This window comes from Rouxiella sp. T17 (assembly GCF_036663475.1).
In the GTDB taxonomy this organism is placed as follows: Bacteria; Pseudomonadota; Gammaproteobacteria; order Enterobacterales; family Enterobacteriaceae; genus Rouxiella.
Genome location: NZ_JAWUEA010000035.1, coordinates 41,268 through 60,233 on the forward strand (window position 1 = coordinate 41,268; position 18,966 = coordinate 60,233).

Annotated in this window: 20 protein-coding genes and 1 other RNA gene; 9 read left to right on the plus strand and 12 right to left on the minus strand. The window is 50.0% G+C overall.

Annotated features, from left to right (window positions below):
• Positions 1-65 precede the first annotated feature (65 nt).
• From SC206_RS13630 to smpB, 5 genes are all read right to left on the minus strand, one after another.
• A complete protein-coding gene (locus SC206_RS13630; RefSeq protein WP_332737984.1) occupies positions 66-314 on the minus strand; it encodes a hypothetical protein in 249 nt (82 codons plus the stop codon).
• Between the two features lie 261 nt (positions 315-575).
• The gene (locus SC206_RS13635) at positions 576-1,043 is read right to left on the minus strand and encodes a helix-turn-helix transcriptional regulator (RefSeq protein ID WP_332737985.1); all 468 of its coding nucleotides are present in this window, start codon (positions 1,041-1,043) and stop codon (positions 576-578) included.
• Between the two features lie 433 nt (positions 1,044-1,476).
• A complete protein-coding gene (locus SC206_RS13640; protein WP_332737986.1) occupies positions 1,477-1,983 on the minus strand; it encodes a type IV toxin-antitoxin system AbiEi family antitoxin in 507 nt (168 codons plus the stop codon).
• 192 nt (positions 1,984-2,175) lie between these two features.
• Positions 2,176-2,556, minus strand: a transfer-messenger RNA (tmRNA) gene (ssrA, locus tag SC206_RS13645).
• A 49-nt stretch (positions 2,557-2,605) separates the two neighbouring features.
• Entirely contained in the window at positions 2,606-3,088 is a 483-nt protein-coding gene (gene smpB / locus SC206_RS13650; RefSeq protein WP_045045965.1) for an SsrA-binding protein SmpB, read from the minus strand.
• A 156-nt stretch (positions 3,089-3,244) separates the two neighbouring features.
• Here smpB and SC206_RS13655 point away from each other — a divergent pair, with 156 nt between their 5' ends.
• Positions 3,245-3,679 carry a type II toxin-antitoxin system RatA family toxin gene (locus SC206_RS13655; protein WP_332737987.1) on the plus strand — a complete coding sequence of 145 codons (435 nt, stop codon included), beginning with the start codon at positions 3,245-3,247 and terminating at the stop codon, positions 3,677-3,679.
• A complete protein-coding gene (locus tag SC206_RS13660) occupies positions 3,672-3,956 on the plus strand; it encodes an RnfH family protein (protein ID WP_332737988.1) in 285 nt (94 codons plus the stop codon). Before SC206_RS13655 ends, SC206_RS13660 begins: the two co-directional genes overlap by 8 nt.
• A gap of 89 nt (positions 3,957-4,045) precedes the next feature.
• Here the strand turns inward: SC206_RS13660 and bamE are convergent, their stop codons facing one another.
• The 3 genes from bamE to nadK all read right to left on the minus strand — a co-directional run bounded on the left by bamE (position 4,046) and on the right by nadK (position 7,136).
• Positions 4,046-4,384, minus strand: a complete 339-nt coding sequence (gene bamE, locus SC206_RS13665; protein WP_332737989.1) for an outer membrane protein assembly factor BamE — start codon at positions 4,382-4,384, stop codon at positions 4,046-4,048.
• 112 nt (positions 4,385-4,496) lie between these two features.
• Positions 4,497-6,158: a DNA repair protein RecN gene (gene recN / locus SC206_RS13670; protein ID WP_332737990.1), complete on the minus strand. Its 1,662-nt coding sequence runs from the start codon at positions 6,156-6,158 to the stop codon at positions 4,497-4,499.
• Positions 6,159-6,257: 99 nt separating this feature from the next.
• On the minus strand, positions 6,258-7,136 hold the full coding sequence (gene nadK / locus SC206_RS13675; RefSeq protein WP_332737991.1) for an NAD(+) kinase: 879 nt from the start codon (positions 7,134-7,136) through the stop codon (positions 6,258-6,260).
• Between the two features lie 137 nt (positions 7,137-7,273).
• On the opposite strand from nadK, the gene grpE reads away from it, so the two are divergent.
• Entirely contained in the window at positions 7,274-7,861 is a 588-nt protein-coding gene (gene grpE, locus SC206_RS13680; RefSeq protein WP_332737992.1) for a nucleotide exchange factor GrpE, read from the plus strand.
• A gap of 95 nt (positions 7,862-7,956) precedes the next feature.
• On the opposite strand, the gene ung is transcribed toward grpE, so the two are convergent.
• Together ung and srmB are read right to left on the minus strand one after the other, a co-directional pair.
• Complete coding sequence (ung, locus tag SC206_RS13685) at positions 7,957-8,637, minus strand: uracil-DNA glycosylase (protein ID WP_332737993.1); 681 nt, start codon at positions 8,635-8,637, stop codon at positions 7,957-7,959.
• Between the two features lie 379 nt (positions 8,638-9,016).
• Positions 9,017-10,333 (minus strand): ATP-dependent RNA helicase SrmB, encoded by a 1,317-nt coding sequence (srmB, locus tag SC206_RS13690; protein WP_332737994.1) that lies wholly within the window; start codon positions 10,331-10,333, stop codon positions 9,017-9,019.
• A gap of 160 nt (positions 10,334-10,493) precedes the next feature.
• On the opposite strand from srmB, the gene trmN reads away from it, so the two are divergent.
• On the plus strand, positions 10,494-11,249 hold the full coding sequence (trmN, locus tag SC206_RS13695; protein WP_332737995.1) for a tRNA(1)(Val) (adenine(37)-N(6))-methyltransferase TrmN: 756 nt from the start codon (positions 10,494-10,496) through the stop codon (positions 11,247-11,249).
• A gap of 12 nt (positions 11,250-11,261) precedes the next feature.
• Here trmN and nadB read toward each other — a convergent pair whose 3' ends face one another.
• Positions 11,262-12,863 (minus strand): L-aspartate oxidase, encoded by a 1,602-nt coding sequence (gene nadB / locus SC206_RS13700; RefSeq protein ID WP_332737996.1) that lies wholly within the window; start codon positions 12,861-12,863, stop codon positions 11,262-11,264.
• 212 nt (positions 12,864-13,075) lie between these two features.
• Here nadB and rpoE point away from each other — a divergent pair, with 212 nt between their 5' ends.
• The 4 genes from rpoE (at position 13,076) to rseC (ending at position 15,831) form a co-directional block, all read left to right on the plus strand.
• Complete coding sequence (gene rpoE / locus SC206_RS13705) at positions 13,076-13,651, plus strand: RNA polymerase sigma factor RpoE (RefSeq protein WP_045045976.1); 576 nt, start codon at positions 13,076-13,078, stop codon at positions 13,649-13,651.
• A 30-nt stretch (positions 13,652-13,681) separates the two neighbouring features.
• Positions 13,682-14,329 (plus strand): anti-sigma-E factor RseA, encoded by a 648-nt coding sequence (gene rseA, locus SC206_RS13710; RefSeq protein WP_332737997.1) that lies wholly within the window; start codon positions 13,682-13,684, stop codon positions 14,327-14,329.
• Complete coding sequence (gene rseB, locus SC206_RS13715) at positions 14,329-15,285, plus strand: sigma-E factor regulatory protein RseB (RefSeq protein ID WP_332737998.1); 957 nt, start codon at positions 14,329-14,331, stop codon at positions 15,283-15,285. Before rseA ends, rseB begins: the two co-directional genes overlap by 1 nt.
• A 78-nt stretch (positions 15,286-15,363) precedes the next feature.
• Positions 15,364-15,831, plus strand: coding sequence for a SoxR-reducing system protein RseC (gene rseC, locus SC206_RS13720; protein ID WP_332737999.1), 468 nt, complete (start codon positions 15,364-15,366; stop codon positions 15,829-15,831).
• A 95-nt stretch (positions 15,832-15,926) separates the two neighbouring features.
• On the opposite strand, the gene SC206_RS13725 is transcribed toward rseC, so the two are convergent.
• Positions 15,927-16,748 carry a DUF6585 family protein gene (locus tag SC206_RS13725; RefSeq protein ID WP_332738000.1) on the minus strand — a complete coding sequence of 274 codons (822 nt, stop codon included), beginning with the start codon at positions 16,746-16,748 and terminating at the stop codon, positions 15,927-15,929.
• 402 nt (positions 16,749-17,150) lie between these two features.
• On the opposite strand from SC206_RS13725, the gene lepA reads away from it, so the two are divergent.
• Positions 17,151-18,947 carry a translation elongation factor 4 gene (gene lepA / locus SC206_RS13730; RefSeq protein ID WP_332738001.1) on the plus strand — a complete coding sequence of 599 codons (1,797 nt, stop codon included), beginning with the start codon at positions 17,151-17,153 and terminating at the stop codon, positions 18,945-18,947.
• Positions 18,948-18,966 lie beyond the last annotated feature (19 nt).

Consider the following 18,966-nt stretch of genomic DNA (forward strand, 5'->3'; position numbering starts at 1 on the left):
CGGGGAAATGCAGGGCGACTTTGTCTGGAAAAAAGCCGAGAAGTATCTCGGCCTGAAGGGGTAAATCAGCGATCGGTCGTCGACTGCGACACCACAGAACCTGCCAACCTTCTAATGGTTTCACTTGAACTCGGATTTTTCAGCGCTGCCGACGCCAACGTTTGTAATTCTGCTCCAGTTTGGTTGTGAGTACCAAACTGTGACAACACGGAGCCGGCTAAACTTTTCTCTAAAGCAGAAGCTTTAGGATCGTTAAGAACCTTGGCCGCGAGCACCGTAATACTTTTCGAAGACTGCTTATTATTCTGCGACATATTTGTTTTACCTATAATAGAGGATGGAGTTATATAAACAATCTATCTTATTGATTTGATTGGTTATATAAGTCATCACGCTAATGATGAAGCGTCTTGGTTACAATCCGAGAATAAGTATTTAGGACAAGAATTTGATGTGACGCATGTTTGCAGGAAAATATTGGGGTGTAGGTTTAATAGAAATAAATAAAGGGCTTGGAAGGACAGGGAATATGCTTGATCCGATTTAATGAAGCTTAATCGGCAAAAAGATTCTGTTTATTCACTCAGTATCTGATTCAAGGTATGCCGTGAAATGGGCACTAGTCCAACTTTAAGGCCAAAAGGTTTGAACACCTTGTTGATGATGTCAGAGGTATAATTTCCGCGATCGTTCTCAATGTCTGATAACGTTTTTCTTGATACAGAAACCAGACTGCAATATTTTTCCTGTTTCAATCCAAGTAAATCGACCCTGAGTGCTTTAAGAGCTTGCCCTTGGGTCATTTCACCCATTAACAGTAACTTCATGATTTTGTGCCTAGCATCATCGCGCTCAAATGCACTCATCGGTTTTTTTGTTTTGGATGCTCTTCGAAGTGTATTGGTTTTTTCCAACTTAACTTGAATATTATTATCTAACGCATCAGCCGAGATTTTTATTTTATTTTGAGCTGCATCATTATGCTCACGGAGCATTTTTATCGTTTCTTTTGCAGAACTGGTGATTTTTTCTGAAGGTTTCATAGTAAGCACAGCTCCTAAGTCTACAGAAAAGACACTGAAAAGTGTCTTTTCTGTAGACTTGATTAGGCTTGAACAGCATTCTTTGAAATTACCTAACTATTAATGAGTAATACTTATCACATTTCTATAATTTATTTAATAGCTTAAGAATATTCTAATTACAAGTTCGTGTATTTAATCGATTTTAATTATTATAATGTAACGTACTTTGCTCATTAACTATAATATACTATCTAATGTGAGTTACTCTACTCATTATTAGTTAAATTTACGCTTAATGTAACTGATATTACTCAATAGGTAAGTGAACGTATTTTGATTTTTGTTAAAAACACTAGCCCAGAAATTATCCATAAATTTTTCTGTCTCTTCATGAGTGTCTGCCCTGTGCTGGCTTGTTATAGTAGCTATTAATCGCTCTTTGTCGCAGCTTTCAATATCTGCTAATAGAGCCTTCTTTAAGATTAAGATATTTGTCATTAATCATCCTTGCCGTTTCTATGTTGCGGTCATCACCGCTGGCGATAAGTCCAGCAATGCATAACATGGCTTCGCCAGTATGATTCAATTTTAAGGCAACTCCCCAAAAGGCACGGGTAATCCATAGTTTTCCCTGACTATTGACCTTCACGCTCAACTCTTTGGCACGTTCATTCAGGGATGTGTGTATGAGAAGCTGGAGTTCTTCAGGAATCGGATAGCCTTCAATGAGTAAATTTGCGGCTGCTTCGCCGCCCCAAATCTCATCAGGTCTTAATTGAAGTTGAGCCCAGTCTACGGGTACTTCAAGCCTGATACTCTTCAATTTAGCTCTTAAGGTCGTGGCATAATTTTGCAGCCAGATTGACATCAATTTTTCCCTGTCCGTCAGTTGACGGCCATTTTTACTATCGCGATATTCACGCTGACCTTTCAAATACTCAAATGCCTTGCTGACCATGCCTACCTGGGAGGTTCTGTTGGCAGGTCTGCAGACACCTAAAGTTGGAACAATAAACATTGTATAGAGGAAGGGATGGGGGAGTTTTTTAAATTAATGAAATCTACGGACACAAAAAAGCCCGCAGACCTTGTGGGTTGCGGGCTCTTCGTACTTCTCCGGACTTATCTGGTAATAACCGGAGTACTTATTTGGTGGAGCTGGGGGGATTTGAACCCCCGTCCGAAATTACTACGCCGTTGGCACTACATGCTTAGTCCAGTCATCACATTCACCGGTTAGCTGCGGACGGACACGCCACTAACAAACTAGCCTGATTGGTTTTAACGCTTTCACCCCAGGCAGGATGTCCACGCGAGCTCTTTTGGGTTTGACCTCTCTTGATCCCGGTCCTAAGAGCGGAGGCTAGGGAGAGAGGGAACCTTCAGTGTATTAGACTGATTAAGCTGCTAAAGCAGCAGATTCGAATTGCGAGTCGTTTGCAATTATTTTTTTTGCGGTTTTTTACGAGGCCTCCGCACCTCGGCATGCACCTTGGGTTTCGCAAATCCCGTCGAATCCAGAATCAGCCCCAAAGAACTGTGTTCAGTATATCAGAACTTTATACCGATAAGCCAGAGACTTAACGTTTGGCGTTTTTCATTATGCGAGCTTTATCGACAGCCCACTCACGATTTTTAGCAGTATCGCGCTTGTCGTGATCCTGCTTACCTTTCGCTAGACCGATTTTGACTTTGGTCCAGGCATTTTTCCAATACATGGAGAGAGCAACTACCGTGTAGCCATCGCGGTTTACCTTGCCAAACAGCTTATCGAGCTCGCGTCTGTTCATGAGGAGTTTACGGGTGCGCATTGGCTCGCAGACAACATGGCTTGACGCAACGGTCAGGGGTGTGATGGTCGCACCAAACAGGAAAGCTTCCCCGTCTCTGAAGGTTACGTAGCTATCGGCAATGTTGGCTTTGCCAGCACGCAGTGATTTTACTTCCCAACCTTGCAAAGAAATACCCGCTTCAATTTCATCTTCGATGAAATATTCATGGCGAGCGCGTTTGTTCATTGCAATCGTTGCGGAACCGGGTTTATGTGCTTTTTTCTTTGTCATAGTGATACTTATTATACTGTAAGCATTGCCGAATGAAATCCCCTGAGGGTTTCGCGGTGCTGTTTTTCACAGCTTGTGCTTTATCTGCGTCGACTTTTTTGCCCGTGGCGCGATAAATGGTATGATCTGTATGTTTTATGACACCTGGAAAATGATATGCCTCATATTAGCCGCTCTGCGCTCGTACCCTTTAGCGTGGAACAAATGTATACGCTGGTAAATGACGTGGATGCTTATCCGCAATTTCTTCCTGGTTGTACCGGAAGCCGCGTTTTGGATAAAACTGATAACACGATGACGGCGGCCGTAGACGTTGCCAAAGCCGGGATCAGTAAAACCTTTACCACCAAGAATACGTTAACCAGTAACCAAAGCATCGACATGCAATTAGTCGATGGTCCTTTCCGTAAGCTAATGGGCGGATGGCAGTTCACGCCACTCAGTCCTGATGCCTGCAAGGTTGAGCTTAGCCTTGATTTTGAATTTACCAATATGCTGATCGAACTGGCTTTTGGTAAAATTTTCAAAGAGTTGGCAGGAAGCATGGTGCAGGCTTTTACCAAGCGCGCCAAAGAGGTTTACAATGTCTGATGTTGCCGTTGAGGTGGTTTACGCCTTGCCCGAACGTCAGTATTTGAAAACCGTGCGTCTCCCGAAAGGAAGCAGCGTCGAGCAGGCAATTCAGGCTTCTGGATTGCTGGAGATGCGCCGTGAGATTGATTTGAAGATTAACAAAGTCGGCATTTACAGTCGGCCTGTTAAGCTAAGTGATGAAGTTTCCGACGGTGACAGAGTGGAAATTTATCGGCCGCTGATTGCAGATCCGAAAGAGCTACGAAGAATCCGAGCTGAACAGTCAAAAAAATAAGGCGCTTAGAGCGCCTTATTTTTTTACCCTGACTCGTCCTAAATAGCGTGCTGACAAATTATTGAAGGCCAGCACTAAATTTCGGGCTTTTAGTCAGTCAGCTTTGGCTTGTTGTTAACGTTGGTTAACACGCCAGCTTCGTTAAAGTTCAACGTAAGCGTCTGCTGAGTCACATTTTCGTGACTCGGTTGCTGACGGAATACGTAGAACCAGGTGTTGTTGCCAAATGGGTCATCCATCATTGGCGTGCCCAGAATATAAGCAACCTGTTGCTTGGTCATTCCGGTATGAATCTTTTGTACGTCAGCAGGGGCCAGATAGTTTCCCTGATTAATATCAGGACGATAAACGATCTTTTCCACGGTGGAACAACCGGCAGTCAGCATCAAAAGAGCTCCAGCGACGGCAGTTAGCGTTTTACAGCGCATAGTCTTTACATTCCTTTAGGGCATAAGATGCCGATGATAATAGACCTTTCATCAGTTTGAAACCTTTGCAGGGCACCAGTATGACCGCTGGAATGTAAAAAAGTTGAGGTTTTTACGCCGCTAACAACTCTTTTGCATTGGCAAGGGTATTCCGTGTGACTTCACTTCCACCCAACAGACGCGCCAGCTCCTGCAAACGTGCTTTTTTATCCAGTCGACTCATCTGAGTTTCTGTGACTTCGCCATCAGTCTCTTTGCTGACAAAATAGTGCTGATGACCACAGCCGGCAACCTGAGGTAAGTGAGTAACACACATAACCTGAGTCGATTCACCTAACTGGCGCAGTAGTTTACCGACAATTGCCGCCGTTGGGCCACTGATACCGACATCCACTTCATCGAAAATCAGCGCAGGAGTTTCCATTTTCTGTGCAGTGATTACCTGAATCGCCAAGGCAATACGGGAAAGCTCACCGCCGGACGCCACTTTAGCCAGCGCTTGCAGCGGCTGACCCGGGTTAGTCGTCACTTGGAACTCAATACGGTCAGCGCCTTCGGCACTCAGATGGTCGGGGGAAAACTGTACCTGAATTTTAAATTTCCCGTGAGGCATTGAGAGTGTTTGCATACTTTTAGTGATGAGATCGGTTAGCTCATCGGCAAAGTGCTGACGCTGCTGGTGCAGGGCATTGGCCACGTCGAGCGCCTGCTGATGATGCAACGTTACAGCTTCGCTCAGTTCAGCCTGATTGCTCTCCTGCTGGTCCAGCGCGTTCTGCTCATCGAGCAGATGACGATGTAACTCTGGCAGCTCTTCGGCAGAGACGTGATGTTTGCGGGCAAGCGCCATCTGACGCGACAGACGCTGCTCGAGTTCAAACAAGCGGTTTGGATCCATCTCGAGGCGTTCACTGTAGTGACGCAGCTCGTCGCTGGCTTCGCTGATCTGAATGGACGCGTCATCAAGCATGACGATGAGGTCATTCATTTTGGGATCAAGCTCGGCCAGTTCGGTCAGCTTATTCTTGGCGGTATACAGCAGGCTGCTGATGTTTTGATCGTCGCCGTCGCTGAGAAGATACAAAGCACTCTGGCTCAGAGAAAGCAGCTGTCCGCTGTTAGCCAGCAGCTTGTATTCTTCATCAATTTGCTCGTATTCACCCTGTACAGGCGCAAATTCGTTGAGCTCTTTCAGCTGATATTGCAGCAGCTGGCGGCGAGATTCGCGCTCGGTGACCTGCTGCTGGAACTGCGCCAGCATACGGCAGCTGTGGTGCCAATTTTGATAGGCACTGCGCATTTGCGAGAGCAGGAAAGACTGCGCGGCATAGGCGTCGAGCAGGTGTTTCTGGTGTTCAGGTTTAACCAGCATCTGATGCGCATGCTGGCCGTGGATCTGAATCAGGTGATGGCCCAGCTCACGCAGCTGTGACAGCGGCACGGGCGTACCGTTTATGAAGCCGCGTGAACGACCGTCGGTGCTGATGGTTCGACGCAGAAGACAGTCTTGACCTTCATCGAGCTGATTGTCGATAAGCCACTGTTTTGCAGAAGGTGTATCTGATAACGTAAAACGCGCACAGACATCGGCTCGGTTAGTGCCCAGTCGGACAGCATTGCCATCGGCGCGGCTGCCCAAACACAGACCCAGCGCGTCGATAGCGATAGATTTACCTGCCCCGGTTTCACCGGTTATTGCCGTCATACCCGCATGAAAATCAATTTCCAACTCGCGAACAATCGCAAAGTTATTAATGGTTAATTGCGCTAGCATGATCACCTTCCTGTACATAACAACAGACCTGTAATTTCATACAGTATAAACTGGTTTTATATACAGTAAACCCCCTGAGTCCCTGATTTTACGAAAAAATCAGAATAATTTTTTGGACCAGCCGAGTTTTGTGCTTAACGTGTTGAAATAGCTGTAATCTTTAGGGTGGATCAGGTTGAGATAATAATCGCTGCGCCGAATAATCACCTCTTCTCCCTGCTGAATCGGCAGGGCAATCTGGCTGTCGCAACTGATTTCAAGATCCGTACTCATGTGCGAAAAACGCAGGCAAATCGTGCTGCTGCTGTTAATAACCAATGGCCGCGCCGAGAGCGTATGCGGGAACATCGGCACCAGTGCAATGGCGTCCAGCGTCGGCGTCAGGATAGGTCCGCCGCCCGAAAGCGAGTAGGCCGTCGAGCCGGTTGGCGTCGAAATAATCAGCCCGTCCGAACGCTGCGAAAAGGCAAAACGATCGTCGATATACACTTCAAATTCAATCATGTGAGCGACTTTGCCCGGATGCAGCACCACCTCGTTGATGGCCGTGCTAATTCGACACTGTTTTTCGCCGCTGCGCACCAGCGCTTCCAGCAAAAATCGCTGTTCGCTGATATATTCACCCTTTAATACGTCGTCGAGCTGCTGCAAAGCATTATCGGGATCCAAATCGGTCAGGAATCCCAAATTACCGCGGTTAATGCCGATCACTTTAATGTCATAGCGCGCCAGCACGCGCGCCGCGCCCAGCATATTTCCGTCGCCGCCCACGACAACGGCGAGGTCGGCCAGCTTGCCGATTTCTGCCAGCGTGCCGGTCTGCGCGTCTTTCAGCCCCAGCTCCTCGGCGACCTGAGTATCGACTATGACCTGATGCCCTTTGGAAATCAGCCAGTGATAAAGCATTTCATGGGTAGCCAGAGCGGAAGGATGGCGGGGATGACCAACTATCCCAATACACTCAAAATTTTTATTCATTGCTTTGGTTATCCTCGAAACCGCATGTGTGACACCTGGAGTATGACCTGTAAATGAGATAACAGGCCTTGAATCCCCAGTTTTGATCCCCATAATAAGCCAACTAGCAAGATTAAAGCTAAAACGCGGAGATATTCATGAGTAGTAAAGAACATAAGACGCCTAACGAGCAAGCCTCGGATGAATTGAATCAGGAACAAGAGCTGCATGTGGAAGCGGAAACCGAGACGGCTGACGTCGTTGACCCGCGCGATGCACGTATTGCCGAGCTTGAAGCCCAATTAAAAGAAGTCCAGCAGCGCGAGCGTGACAGCCTGCTGCGTGCCAAGGCGGAAGTCGAGAACCTTCGTCGTCGCACCGAGCTGGATATCGAGAAAGCCCACAAGTTTGCCCTCGAAAAATTCGCTGGCGAGCTGCTGCCTGTCATCGACAATCTAGAGCGCGCTCTGGACCTGGCCGATAAATCCAACGGCGAACTGACCACGCTGATTGAAGGCGTTGACCTGACGCTGAAATCGCTGCTGAGCGCGGTAAACAAATTCGGTCTGGAAGTGGTAGGCGACGTTCACGTGCCTTTCAATCCGGAACTGCATCAGGCGATGACCCTGATGGAATCTGAAGAGCTGGCGCCAAACCACGTGATCATGGTGATGCAGAAAGGTTATACCCTGAATGGTCGCCTGTTGCGTCCAGCCATGGTTGCCGTTTCTAAAGCCAAAGCGTAATTTTCCCTTCCGGGAATTCAAAAGGCACCTGTCGGGTGCCTTTTTGCTATCTGCTTTTCAGCTTTCCGAAATGCTCAACCTGTTCGGAAACAAAATTATTCCGGCAGTTTTGGCATCCAGTCAATAGGCGATAATCCCTGCTCTTCGAGCAGCTGATTTGCCGTAGAAAAATGCTGACAACCCAGAAAACCGCGATGCGCCGACAGCGGAGAGGGGTGCGGCGCCTTCAACACGTGATGACGTGCGGTATCAATAATGCTGCCTTTCTTCTGCGCGTGCGATCCCCAAAGCATAAATACCACGCCTTCACGGTGCGCGTTGAGGTTTTCAATTACTTTATCGGTAAAGGTTTCCCAGCCCAGCTTGGCGTGAGAATGCGCCTTACCGGCTTCGACGGTTAATACGGTATTAAGCAATAGAACGCCCTGATCGGCCCAGCTTTGAAGGTAGCCGTGATTCGGCCGCACAAAACCTGGGATGTCGGTCGTCAACTCTTTATAGATGTTGACCAGCGAAGGCGGCGCAGGAATGCCCGGCCTGACCGAAAAAGAGAGTCCGTGAGCCTGATTCGGGCCGTGATAAGGGTCTTGTCCGAGAATAACGACTTTTACCTGCGAAAATTCCGTTGAACGAAAGGCGTTAAACACGTCTTCCTGCGGCGGGTAAATGGTTTTTCCCTCCGCGCGCTCGTTGGCGACGAATTTCAACGTATCGACAAAATAACTCTGCTGTTTTTCCTGACCAATAACATCATGCCAGGTGAGCGGGGCTGCCATAGGCGCTCTCCTTAAAGGTATAAAAATACTGCCTTGAGTAATGAGCGTAGCTTACCTTTTCAGGCTTGGCAGTGATACCGCTATGAGACGCGATCTTCAGATATTGCTCCGACAATTTTCAGGTATTGCTCAGGTTTCCCTCAGGTTAATTTCAGGAATAAATCATATCTCTATCATAGCGTTGCGAGGAGCAGTTATTTATCTTTGCTGGGTGTAGAGGATGTAGTGATATTCCATTGGTGTTAGCGCTCTTGTCGCGCGTCCCGATTATCATCCGGTGATCGGGATTCTTTTTTGTTAAAGCAGAAAACCTTGTTTGTTAAAACAAAAAACCCCGCCGCGGGGCAGGGTTTTCGTTAATCATCGGCGCAACAAAGAATCAGCTGGCTTCAGTATTGGGTTTACGGCGTTTGCCCACGTTTTTAGCATCACGATGGCGAACTTTAACCTTAACCTTGGACTTCTCGCTTTCCTGCTTTTGCTTCTCTTTACGCTTGGCCAGCACTTTCTTCGACGGCTTGCCGGTCGTTTTCGCGCTTGGTGCCTTGGTGGTCGGACGCAGCTCGTCGATCACGCGGGATTTCAGCGGTTGATCGAGGTAACGTTCGATTTTACCCAGCAACAGATGGTCATGCGCTTCAACCAGTGAAATCGCAGTACCTTTGCGACCCGCACGGCCCGTACGGCCAATTCGGTGCAGATAGGTGTCGGCAGTCAGCGGAATGTCGAAGTTGAACACGTGGCTGATGTCGTTGATATCCAAACCGCGCGCGGCGATATCGGTCGCGACCAGCACGTTTACGCGATCTTCAACCATGCGTTTAACGGCTTCGGTACGCTTGACCTGAACCATCTCGCCTTCAAGGTAGCAAGAGTTGATACCGGCTTCACGCAGCAGGGCGACCAGCTCGTGAACACGCTCGCGTTTACGTACGAAGACCACGGACTTGGTCACGTCTTCCTGCTTCAACAGATGGCACAGCAGCGCGGTTTTATGCTTCAAATCATCGGCGCGATAGTACCACTGCTGGATTTTCTTGCGCTCGCGACGAGAAGGATCGGCTTCAATCTCTACCGGCTCGGTCAGAATGCGTTCGGCAAACTCGCGAATCGCTTCGCCTTCGAGGGTGGCGGAGAACAGCAACGTCTGCTTGCGCCAGCGCGCTTCGGCGGAAATCGTTTCGATATCCTGCGCGAAGCCCATGTCGAGCATGCGGTCGGCTTCATCGAGGATCAGCGTTTCGATTGCGCGGCAGTCGAAGTTTTCTTCTTTAATATACTGAAGCAAACGGCCGGTGGTCGCGACAACGATATCCTGATTCTCGCTGAACACTTCGGCGTGGTTCATATAAGCCACACCGCCGGTGATAGTGGCGATGTCTAAATCAGTGTGCGCAGCCAGTTCGCGCGCCTGGTCTGCAACTTGCATCGCCAGTTCACGAGTTGGGGTCAAAATTAAAACGCGCGGTGGACCAGACTTTTTACGCGGAAAGTCCAGCAGGTGTTGCAGCGCTGGCAACAGAAATGCTGCGGTCTTGCCGGTGCCGGTAGGCGCCGAACCCAACACATCGCGTCCGTCCATCGCGGGCGGAATGGCCTCTGCCTGAATAGCAGTAGGGCGGCTATAGCCTTTATCGGTCAGTGCTTCGATCAGGCGTTCATCGAGTTCGAGTTCGGAAAAATTCGTTACAGTCATGGTCTACCTCTACTTGGGGCGCCGATTATAGACGTGTTGGCCGCGATCTTCACCTATTTAAGCGTAAAGGGTCGCTTTTACTCCGAATGGCTTTGTCTTATGCTTAGCGCATTATGCCATTAGCACCTTTAATCTCGGGTCAATATCACAGGAAAGCGTAGTGACAGAAGCTGTCGACAACAAGCCAATACGACGTAACGGGTTTACTTTTAAGCAATTTTTTGTGGCGCACGATCGCTGCGCCATGAAAGTTGGCACCGATGGCGTGCTGCTCGGCGCGTGGTCTCCGCTCCATCCGCAGATTTCGCGCATTCTGGATATTGGCACCGGCACCGGGCTGGTGGCATTAATGCTGGCGCAGCGTTCGCAACATTCTTCCGTTGCGATTAACGTCGATGCCGTCGAGCTGGAAATTTCAGCCGCGTCTCAGGCAGAAGAGAATTTTGCCGAATCGCCGTGGGCCAACAGGCTGAGCATTTTTTCGCAGGATATTAATGATTTCGCCGCGCGTGCGACCCATCGCTATGAGCTGATCGTCAGTAATCCGCCTTATTTTGAGTCGGCGGTAGCCTGTCGCGATGAGGCGCGAAACGCGGCGCGTTACACTGAAACCCTGAGCCATCAGGCTCTGCTCGACTGCGCGGGCAAATTATTGGCCGCCGACGGGCTATTTTGCGTGGTGTTACCCTACACGATAGGTTTGGCTTTCGAGCAAATGGCGCAGCAGCAGGGATGGAACACCCATTCTCGAATGGATATCCGCGACCGGCCTGAAAAGCCGTTAAATCGCATGCTGCTGGCGTTGGCTAAACATCCGGTTGAACCTGAATTTCAGACCTTGGCACTCCGCGAGCAGCTCAACGTTTACTCGGCGGAGTTCAAGGGATTAATTACTGATTTTTATGTGAATTACTGATTTTTGCTGATATCAGGGTTGCAGAATAGTGGGCTGAGGCTCGTCGAGCAGTGAAGGATAGTCGAGGGTAAAGTGCAATCCGCGACTTTCCTTTCTTGCCATCGCGCTGCGAACAATCAGCTCCGCGACCTGCACCAGATTTCTCAGCTCCAGCAGATTGTTCGAGATACGGAAATGGGCATAATATTCGTCGATTTCCAGCTGCAACGTATTGATGCGACGCAGCGCGCGCTCGAGGCGTTTGCTGGTGCGCACAATGCCAACGTAATCCCACATAAACAGCCGCAGCTCGTGCCAGTTGTGCTGGATAACCACTTTCTCGTCCGAATCATCGACCTTGCTTTCATCCCACGCGGGCAGGGCTTTCGGCATTTTGGTCAGCGGCAGGCGGGTAAGAATATCTTCCGCGGCAGACCAGCCATAAACCAGACACTCAAGCAGCGAGTTAGACGCCAGCCGATTCGCGCCGTGCAGCCCGGTATAGCTGACTTCGCCGATGGCATAAAGCCCGTCGAGATCGGTTCTGCCGTGCTGATCGACCATCACGCCGCCACAGGTATAATGTGCGGCAGGGACAATCGGGATCGGCTCGCGGGTTAAATCGATGCCCAGTGACATCAGTTTCTCATCAATCATCGGGAAATGGTGTTTGATAAACTCCGCCGGACGATGGCTGATATCCAGATACATGCAGTCCGCGCCAAGACGTTTCATCTCGTGGTCGATGGCGCGAGCCACCACGTCGCGCGGAGCCAGTTCGCCGCGCTCGTCGAAATCGGGCATAAAGCGCGTGCCGTCAGGACGTTTGAGATAGGCACCTTCTCCGCGCAGCGCTTCGGTCAGCAAAAAATTGCGCGCCTGCGGATGAAAGAGACAGGTCGGATGAAACTGATTGAATTCCAGATTGGCGACCCGACAGCCTGCGCGCCACGCCATGGCGATACCGTCGCCTGAAGCGACATCGGGGTTAGTTGTATATTGATAAACTTTGGCTGCGCCGCCTGTCGCCAGCACCACGGCCTTGGCGCGGAACGTTTCGACCTGTTCAATATCGCGATTCCAGACGTAAGCGCCCACCACGCGTTGCGTACCCGGCAGGCCCAGCTTGCTGGAGGTAATCAAATCGACCGCGTTAAATCGCTCTTTTACGCTAATATTGGGGTGAGACCTTGCTTTCCCTACCAGCGTGGTTTCTACTTCTTTACCTGTTGCATCAGCAGTATGCAGAATACGCCGATGGCTGTGGCCGCCTTCACGCGTAAGATGATAACGCTCTTCGGCGCTGTCGCCGGTTTCGGTATCAAACAGCACGCCCTGATTGATTAGCCACTGCACGCAATGTTTGGCATTGCTGGCAATGAATTCGACGGCCTCTTTGTCACATAGGCCCGCGCCGGCAATCAGCGTGTCATCAACGTGCGACCCAATGCTGTCAGTTTCATCGAACACGGCTGCAATGCCGCCTTGCGCATAGAAAGTAGAGCCTTCGTTAAGTGGCCCTTTGCTGAGAATGGTGACGTTACAGTGGTCTGCGAGGCGTAAAGCCAATGAAAGGCCCGCGGCGCCACTTCCAATTATCAATACATCGCTAACAAAGTCTGATGTGGGTTGCATAACGTATGATGTTTGCGGAAGAAGAGGGAAATTCATGTTAGCCTAACTGGATAGGCAAAAGCCACGAGCACAACCAACAGTTTAAAAACTTTGTGTTTTATGGAACTTAACATTCTGTTTAAACTCCAAGCAGTACTTGCTCAGGAAAATAATATGAAAGCTGGCAGTACGATTTATAGCGCGGAGATGGCTTTGGGGAGAGATTACCTCGAATGAGCGAGCAGTTAGCAGATCAGGTTCTGGTCGAGCGGGTCCAGAAGGGTGATCAGAAATCGTTCAATTTACTGGTTGTTCGTTACCAGCATAAAGTGGCGAGCCTTGTTTCCCGCTACGTTCCACAGGGCGATGTCCCTGATGTGGTTCAGGAATCCTTTATAAAGGCCTATCGGGCACTGGAATCTTTCCGTGGCGATAGCGCTTTCTACACTTGGCTGTATCGAATTGCCGTCAACACGGCCAAGAATTATCTCGTTGCGCAGGGTCGACGCCCTCCGTCCAGCGATGTCGACGCCAACGAAGCCGAAAACTTCGAAAATGGCGGCGCACTGAAAGAAATTTCGAACCCTGAGAACTTAATGTTGTCAGAGGAGTTGCGGCAGATTGTGTTTCGGACTATTGAAGCGCTTCCCGAGGACTTGCGAATGGCAATTACCCTCCGGGAGCTGGATGGCTTGAGCTACGAAGAGATAGCCGCCATCATGGATTGCCCGGTGGGCACGGTCAGATCCCGTATCTTCCGTGCTCGAGAAGCTATAGATAATAAGGTTCAACCGCTGATTCAGCGTTAGCGATAGCGGACACTTAAAGGGTACCTTGGCATGCAGAAAGAAAAGCTTTCGGCTCTGATGGATGGTGAAGCCCTTGATTCCGAACTGTTAAGTTCGCTTTCAAGTGACAAAAAGCTTCAGGAAAGTTGGCAGAGTTATCACTTGATCCGCGACTCCATGCGCGGAGACATGGGGACTGTTGTACATCTGGATATCGCAGACAGAGTCGCGGCTGCTTTGGCTAATGAACCTGCCAAACTTGTTCCGGGCGCGACTAAAGAGTCTCAACCGTTGCCGCAAACCTGGGAAAAAATGCCGTTCTGGCATAAAGTTCGCCCTTGGGCGAGCCAAATTACCCAAGTTGGCGTGGCAGCCTGTGTATCACTCGCCGTCATTGTGGGTGTGCAGCATTATGGTCAGTCCGATGTCACGGGCGCGTCTCCAGAAACGCCAGCGTTCAACACGCTGCCGATGATGGGCAAGGCGAGCCCTGTGAGTTTCGGCGTGCCAAATGAAGGCAGCACCGCGAGCGGTTCACAAAATATGCAGGATCAACGCAAACGCGTGAATGCTATTTTGCAGGACTATGAGTTACAGCGCAGATTGCACGCCGATCAGCTTCAGCTGGACTCAAGCACGCCGCAGCAGGCCGCTATTCAGGTCCCGGGTAACCAGTCTTTAGGAACGCAAACGCAGTAATGAAGCAAATTTGGTACGCTGTTTCCCTACTGACATGCAGTTTGCTCGCAACTCATACCGCCTCGGCCGAGCCTTCACCCGCTCCCGAGGCGTTATTGCAACAGATGAGCGCTGCTAGTCAATCATTGAACTATGAACTGTCCTTTATCGGCATCACGAAGCAGGGCATAGATTCCTATCGTTACCGTCACGCTAAAAAGCAGACGTCACAGTTTGGTGATTTACTGCTGATGGACGGCCCGCGCCGTGAAGTTGTCCAGCGCGGCAATGACATCAGCTATTTTGAAACCGGACTGCAACCCTTTACGCTAGCAGGCGATCACATTGTCGATTCGCTGCCCGAGCTAGTGTTCAGTGACATCACTAATCTGGCCAAATACTACGACTTTATCGCCGTAGGAAGAGCCCGTGCGGTCGATCGCAACTGTGAAGTGATCCGCGTGGTCTCTCGTGACGGCTCACGTTTCAGCTATATTGTCTGGATTGACGAGCAAGACAAACTGCCGCTGCGCGTTGATTTACTCGACAGAGACGGTGAAACCCTCGAACAGTTCCGCGTGATTTCAGTCACGGTCGATCCCGCCGTAGAAGAAGCGTTCAACGGCATCGAAAAAGCCAATTTACCGCCGGTATTGAGCATTCCAGATTCCAGCAAGGCGCAGTTTAGCTGGAGTCCAAAATGGTTACCCGACGGCATGAAAGAAGTGTCGCGCAGCAAGCGCCAGCTGCCTAATCTGCCGGTAAATATTGAATCTCGTTTGTATAGCGACGGCCTGTTCAGCTTCTCGATCAATGTAAACACCACGAATAATACGGCGTCTGCGGATCAAATCGTGCGTCAGGGTCGTAGAACCGTACAAACTGAAGTGCGCAACGGCAATGAGATAACCGTGGTGGGCGAGTTGCCACCTTCCACCGCGAAACGCATTTCAGATAGCATCGTTTTCGGGCAGTAAGCTCTTTTCTGGACAATAAAGGGTCTTCGGCGGACAATAGTCAGTCAGCAAATCAGGTTAAAGGGCAGGGTCACGACAATGATGAAAGAATGGGCTACGGTGATTTCGTGGCAAAACGGGGTTGCAGAGCTGCGTTGCGAAACGCAGGCGGGTTGCAGCAGCTGTCATTCGCGTTCAGGTTGTGGCTCGCGCGTACTTAACGAGCTTGGCCCGCAAACCGAGCATAAATTGCAGGTTCACAGTGCGGAGCAGCTTGAGCCCGGCCAAAAAGTCGAACTCGGTATTATGGAAGGCAGCCTGTTGCGATCGGCGCTGCTGGTTTACATGATCCCACTGTTTGGCGTAATTTTTGGCGGCGGCATGTTGCAGTGGTTATTGAAGGCCGATGTTTACGCGCTCATTGGCGCAGTAGCGGGCGGCGGAATCGGCTTTTTAGTCGCACGTTTTTTCGCTGCCAAGGTCGCCGATAAAGAAGCCTATCAGCCAGTGATTTTGCAGGTTGGCCTGCCACCCAACGCGTTTCGCTTCCAGTCCGAAATAGAATAATTTCACGTCCTGATAAATCTATAAGAAAAAGCGCCTGATGATTTAATCATCAGGCGCTTTTTTATGGCCTATGCTTATGGATTGTCAGCTATAAACTAGCTGCGAACCGGAATTCGATTCTGGATCATGTGCTCAATCAGCGCGATAAAAAGATCGGCACTGAACAGCGAAGTATAAGGCACGCAGAACAGCGCGCGACCGTGCCTGTCGAGCAATTTAATCATCTGGCTATTACTGCCGCCGCTGATAAATTGCACTTCTTCGATAGAAATATGGTGGCCATCATCGGAATCCAGCGATAGCGCCGAAAGTCGCAGTTTCCGTTCGTTCATCAGCAAGAAATTGCCGCGCAGAAAGTTCCTGATCTTGCTTTTGCTTTCAGTCAGATAGCTGAATCCTACCGATCCATCCTGCGCCAGCGTATTCAGCGCCTGCGGGCCACAAATCACTAACTGGGCATTTTTAATCACTTCAATCAGCCGATCGGCATGCGCAATATTTGGCGTAATTTTGTACCAGGGACGATCGGCGCTTTCGCGAAATGCCATGGTGTTTAAAATCTTGCGGGTATATTTCCCGGTGCGATAACGGTAAATGTCATCGATGGTCTCAAACGGAATAAACTTATTTTTGTTATCGGGTTTGGAAATCACCAGCACGCCATTTTCATACAGCTGAAATATCTGCCGAGGTTTGATGAATTGACGCAAAATAATAAGAATAATGCCCAGTGAGATACTGAAGATGGTCGACATCAGGATAACGTGCTGGCCGAAATAGGCCGATTTTCCCAATGTGAGCAAAAACACCAGCTGCACCGCGCCCGCTACCATCAAAAGAGTAGCCAGCACCATGGTGATCCACGAGTTTGCTTTTGCAAAACCATGCCGGCTAAGCAGCCGACCTTCATTGATCATGACATTAACCTTGTGACTGATTGACGAGAAATGTGCGAACCGCAAATGTGTTGATAGTTAAAGGTATCTAACGATTAAACAGGACGTGATAGAGCAAATTTATTTTTATAACAGTCAGTTAACGTTATAATCTTCGCTCGGTAAATGAGCATTTTCCTAAACTGCCTGAACCTTTCAGGACGTTCGGAGTCGCTCTTTCGCTAAGCTAATAATTCAAATTAATATTATTTTGTCGGTCCCTTTTTAGCGGTGCCTTGCCGCCTAAAGTTATCGCATCCTTTCGTGTAACCCGCATACAGTGTAAGATGCGCCCATATTTGTATGGGTCGTTTTGCTGTGTAACCCGACGCTGCGTCCATGAAAAAGCTTCAAGCGCTATCAATTAGAGAAAATCATCTATAAATGAAGAACATAAGAAACTTCTCCATTATTGCCCACATTGACCACGGTAAGTCGACACTCTCTGACCGTATTATCCAAATCTGCGGTGGATTGTCTGATCGTGAAATGGCTGCTCAGGTTCTGGATTCCATGGATCTCGAACGTGAGCGCGGCATTACCATCAAGGCTCAGAGCGTCACGCTGGATTACAAAGCGCTTGATGGCGAAACCTATCACCTCAATTTCATCGACACCCCCGGACACGTTGACTTCTCCTATGAAGTTTCCCGTTCGCTGGCCGCCTGCGAAGGCGCGCTGCTGGTGGTCGACGCCGGTCAGGGCGTAGAAGCCCAGACGCTGGCCAACTGCTACACCGCGATGGAAATGGATCTCGAGGTTGTACCGGTTCTGAACAAGATTGACCTGCCCGCCGCCGATCCCGATCGCGTGTCGCAGGAAATCGAAGACATTGTCGGCATCGATGCTACCGACGCCGTGCGCTGCTCCGCGAAAACCGGCGTGGGCGTGCCTGATATCCTCGAACGTCTGGTGCGTGACATTCCAGCACCGGAAGGCGACCCTGATGCGCCGCTGCAAGCTCTGATCATCGACTCCTGGTTCGATAACTATCTGGGCGTGGTCTCCTTGGTGCGTATTAAAAACGGCACCATGCGCAAGGGCGACAAAATCAAGGTAATGAGCACCGGTCAGGTGTACAACGCCGATCGCCTCGGGATTTTCACCCCGAAACGTGTCGATAAAGACGCGCTGCACTGCGGCGAAGTTGGCTGGTTGGTGTGTGCGATTAAAGACATCCTCGGCGCGCCGGTGGGCGATACGCTGACTCTGGCCCGTAATCCGGCCGACAAGGCGCTGCCAGGCTTCAAAAAAGTGAAGCCGCAGGTTTATGCGGGCCTGTTCCCGATAAGCTCCGACGATTACGAAAACTTCCGTGACGCGCTGGGCAAGCTGAGCCTCAACGACGCCTCGCTGTTTTATGAGCCAGAAAGTTCTACCGCGCTGGGCTTCGGCTTCCGCTGTGGCTTCCTGGGTCTGCTGCACATGGAAATCATTCAGGAACGTCTCGAGCGCGAGTACGACCTTGAGCTGATCACCACGGCACCCACGGTTGTGTATGAAGTTATTACCACCGCAGGCGAAACCGTCTACGTTGATAGCCCGTCCAAGCTGCCGGCGCTGAACAATATCGAAGAGCTGCGCGAGCCGATTGCCGAGTGTCACATGCTGATGCCTCAGGAATATCTGGGCAGCGTGATCACCCTGTGTATCGAGAAGCGCGGCGTGCAGACCAACATGGTTTACCACGGTAACCAGGTTGCGCTGACCTACGAAATTCCGATGGCAGAAGTGGTGCTCGACTTCTTTGACCGACTGAAGTCCACCTCGCGCGGCTATGCGTCACTCGATTACAATTTCAAACGATTCCAGACTTCTGACATGGTGCGTGTTGATGTTCTAATCAACAGCGAGCGCGTCGATGCTCTGGCATTGATCACTCACCGCGACAACTCACAGTATCGTGGTCGTGATCTGGTCGAGAAAATGAAAGAGCTGATCCCGCGTCAGCAATTTGATATCGCCATTCAGGCGGCTATCGGCAACCACGTGATTGCCCGTGCGACAGTGAAGCAGCTGCGTAAAAACGTCTTGGCCAAATGCTATGGCGGCGACGTGAGCCGTAAGAAGAAACTCTTGCAGAAACAGAAAGACGGCAAGAAACGCATGAAGCAGGTCGGTAACGTCGAGCTGCCACAGGAAGCATTCCTGGCGATTCTGCACGTAGGTAAAGACAAGTAGTCTTTGAATAAGTTTGTCG

Excerpts from the sequence above, each read along its gene's own strand:
- SC206_RS13630 (WP_332737984.1), bottom strand. The coding sequence starts at position 314 with ATGTCGCAGAATAATAAGCAGTCTTCGAAAAGTATTACGGTGCTCGCG.
- SC206_RS13635 (WP_332737985.1), bottom strand. The coding sequence starts at position 1,043 with ATGAAACCTTCAGAAAAAATCACCAGTTCTGCAAAAGAAACGATAAAA.
- SC206_RS13640 (WP_332737986.1), bottom strand. The coding sequence starts at position 1,983 with ATGGTCAGCAAGGCATTTGAGTATTTGAAAGGTCAGCGTGAATATCGC.
- smpB (WP_045045965.1), bottom strand. The coding sequence starts at position 3,088 with ATGACAAAGAAAAAAGCACATAAACCCGGTTCCGCAACGATTGCAATG.
- SC206_RS13655 (WP_332737987.1), top strand. The coding sequence starts at position 3,245 with ATGCCTCATATTAGCCGCTCTGCGCTCGTACCCTTTAGCGTGGAACAA.
- SC206_RS13660 (WP_332737988.1), top strand. The coding sequence starts at position 3,672 with ATGTCTGATGTTGCCGTTGAGGTGGTTTACGCCTTGCCCGAACGTCAG.
- bamE (WP_332737989.1), bottom strand. The coding sequence starts at position 4,384 with ATGCGCTGTAAAACGCTAACTGCCGTCGCTGGAGCTCTTTTGATGCTG.
- recN (WP_332737990.1), bottom strand. The coding sequence starts at position 6,158 with ATGCTAGCGCAATTAACCATTAATAACTTTGCGATTGTTCGCGAGTTG.
- nadK (WP_332737991.1), bottom strand. The coding sequence starts at position 7,136 with ATGAATAAAAATTTTGAGTGTATTGGGATAGTTGGTCATCCCCGCCAT.
- grpE (WP_332737992.1), top strand. The coding sequence starts at position 7,274 with ATGAGTAGTAAAGAACATAAGACGCCTAACGAGCAAGCCTCGGATGAA.
- ung (WP_332737993.1), bottom strand. The coding sequence starts at position 8,637 with ATGGCAGCCCCGCTCACCTGGCATGATGTTATTGGTCAGGAAAAACAG.
- srmB (WP_332737994.1), bottom strand. The coding sequence starts at position 10,333 with ATGACTGTAACGAATTTTTCCGAACTCGAACTCGATGAACGCCTGATC.
- nadB (WP_332737996.1), bottom strand. The coding sequence starts at position 12,863 with ATGCAACCCACATCAGACTTTGTTAGCGATGTATTGATAATTGGAAGT.
- rpoE (WP_045045976.1), top strand. The coding sequence starts at position 13,076 with ATGAGCGAGCAGTTAGCAGATCAGGTTCTGGTCGAGCGGGTCCAGAAG.
- rseA (WP_332737997.1), top strand. The coding sequence starts at position 13,682 with ATGCAGAAAGAAAAGCTTTCGGCTCTGATGGATGGTGAAGCCCTTGAT.
- rseB (WP_332737998.1), top strand. The coding sequence starts at position 14,329 with ATGAAGCAAATTTGGTACGCTGTTTCCCTACTGACATGCAGTTTGCTC.
- rseC (WP_332737999.1), top strand. The coding sequence starts at position 15,364 with ATGATGAAAGAATGGGCTACGGTGATTTCGTGGCAAAACGGGGTTGCA.
- SC206_RS13725 (WP_332738000.1), bottom strand. The coding sequence starts at position 16,748 with ATGATCAATGAAGGTCGGCTGCTTAGCCGGCATGGTTTTGCAAAAGCA.
- lepA (WP_332738001.1), top strand. The coding sequence starts at position 17,151 with ATGAAGAACATAAGAAACTTCTCCATTATTGCCCACATTGACCACGGT.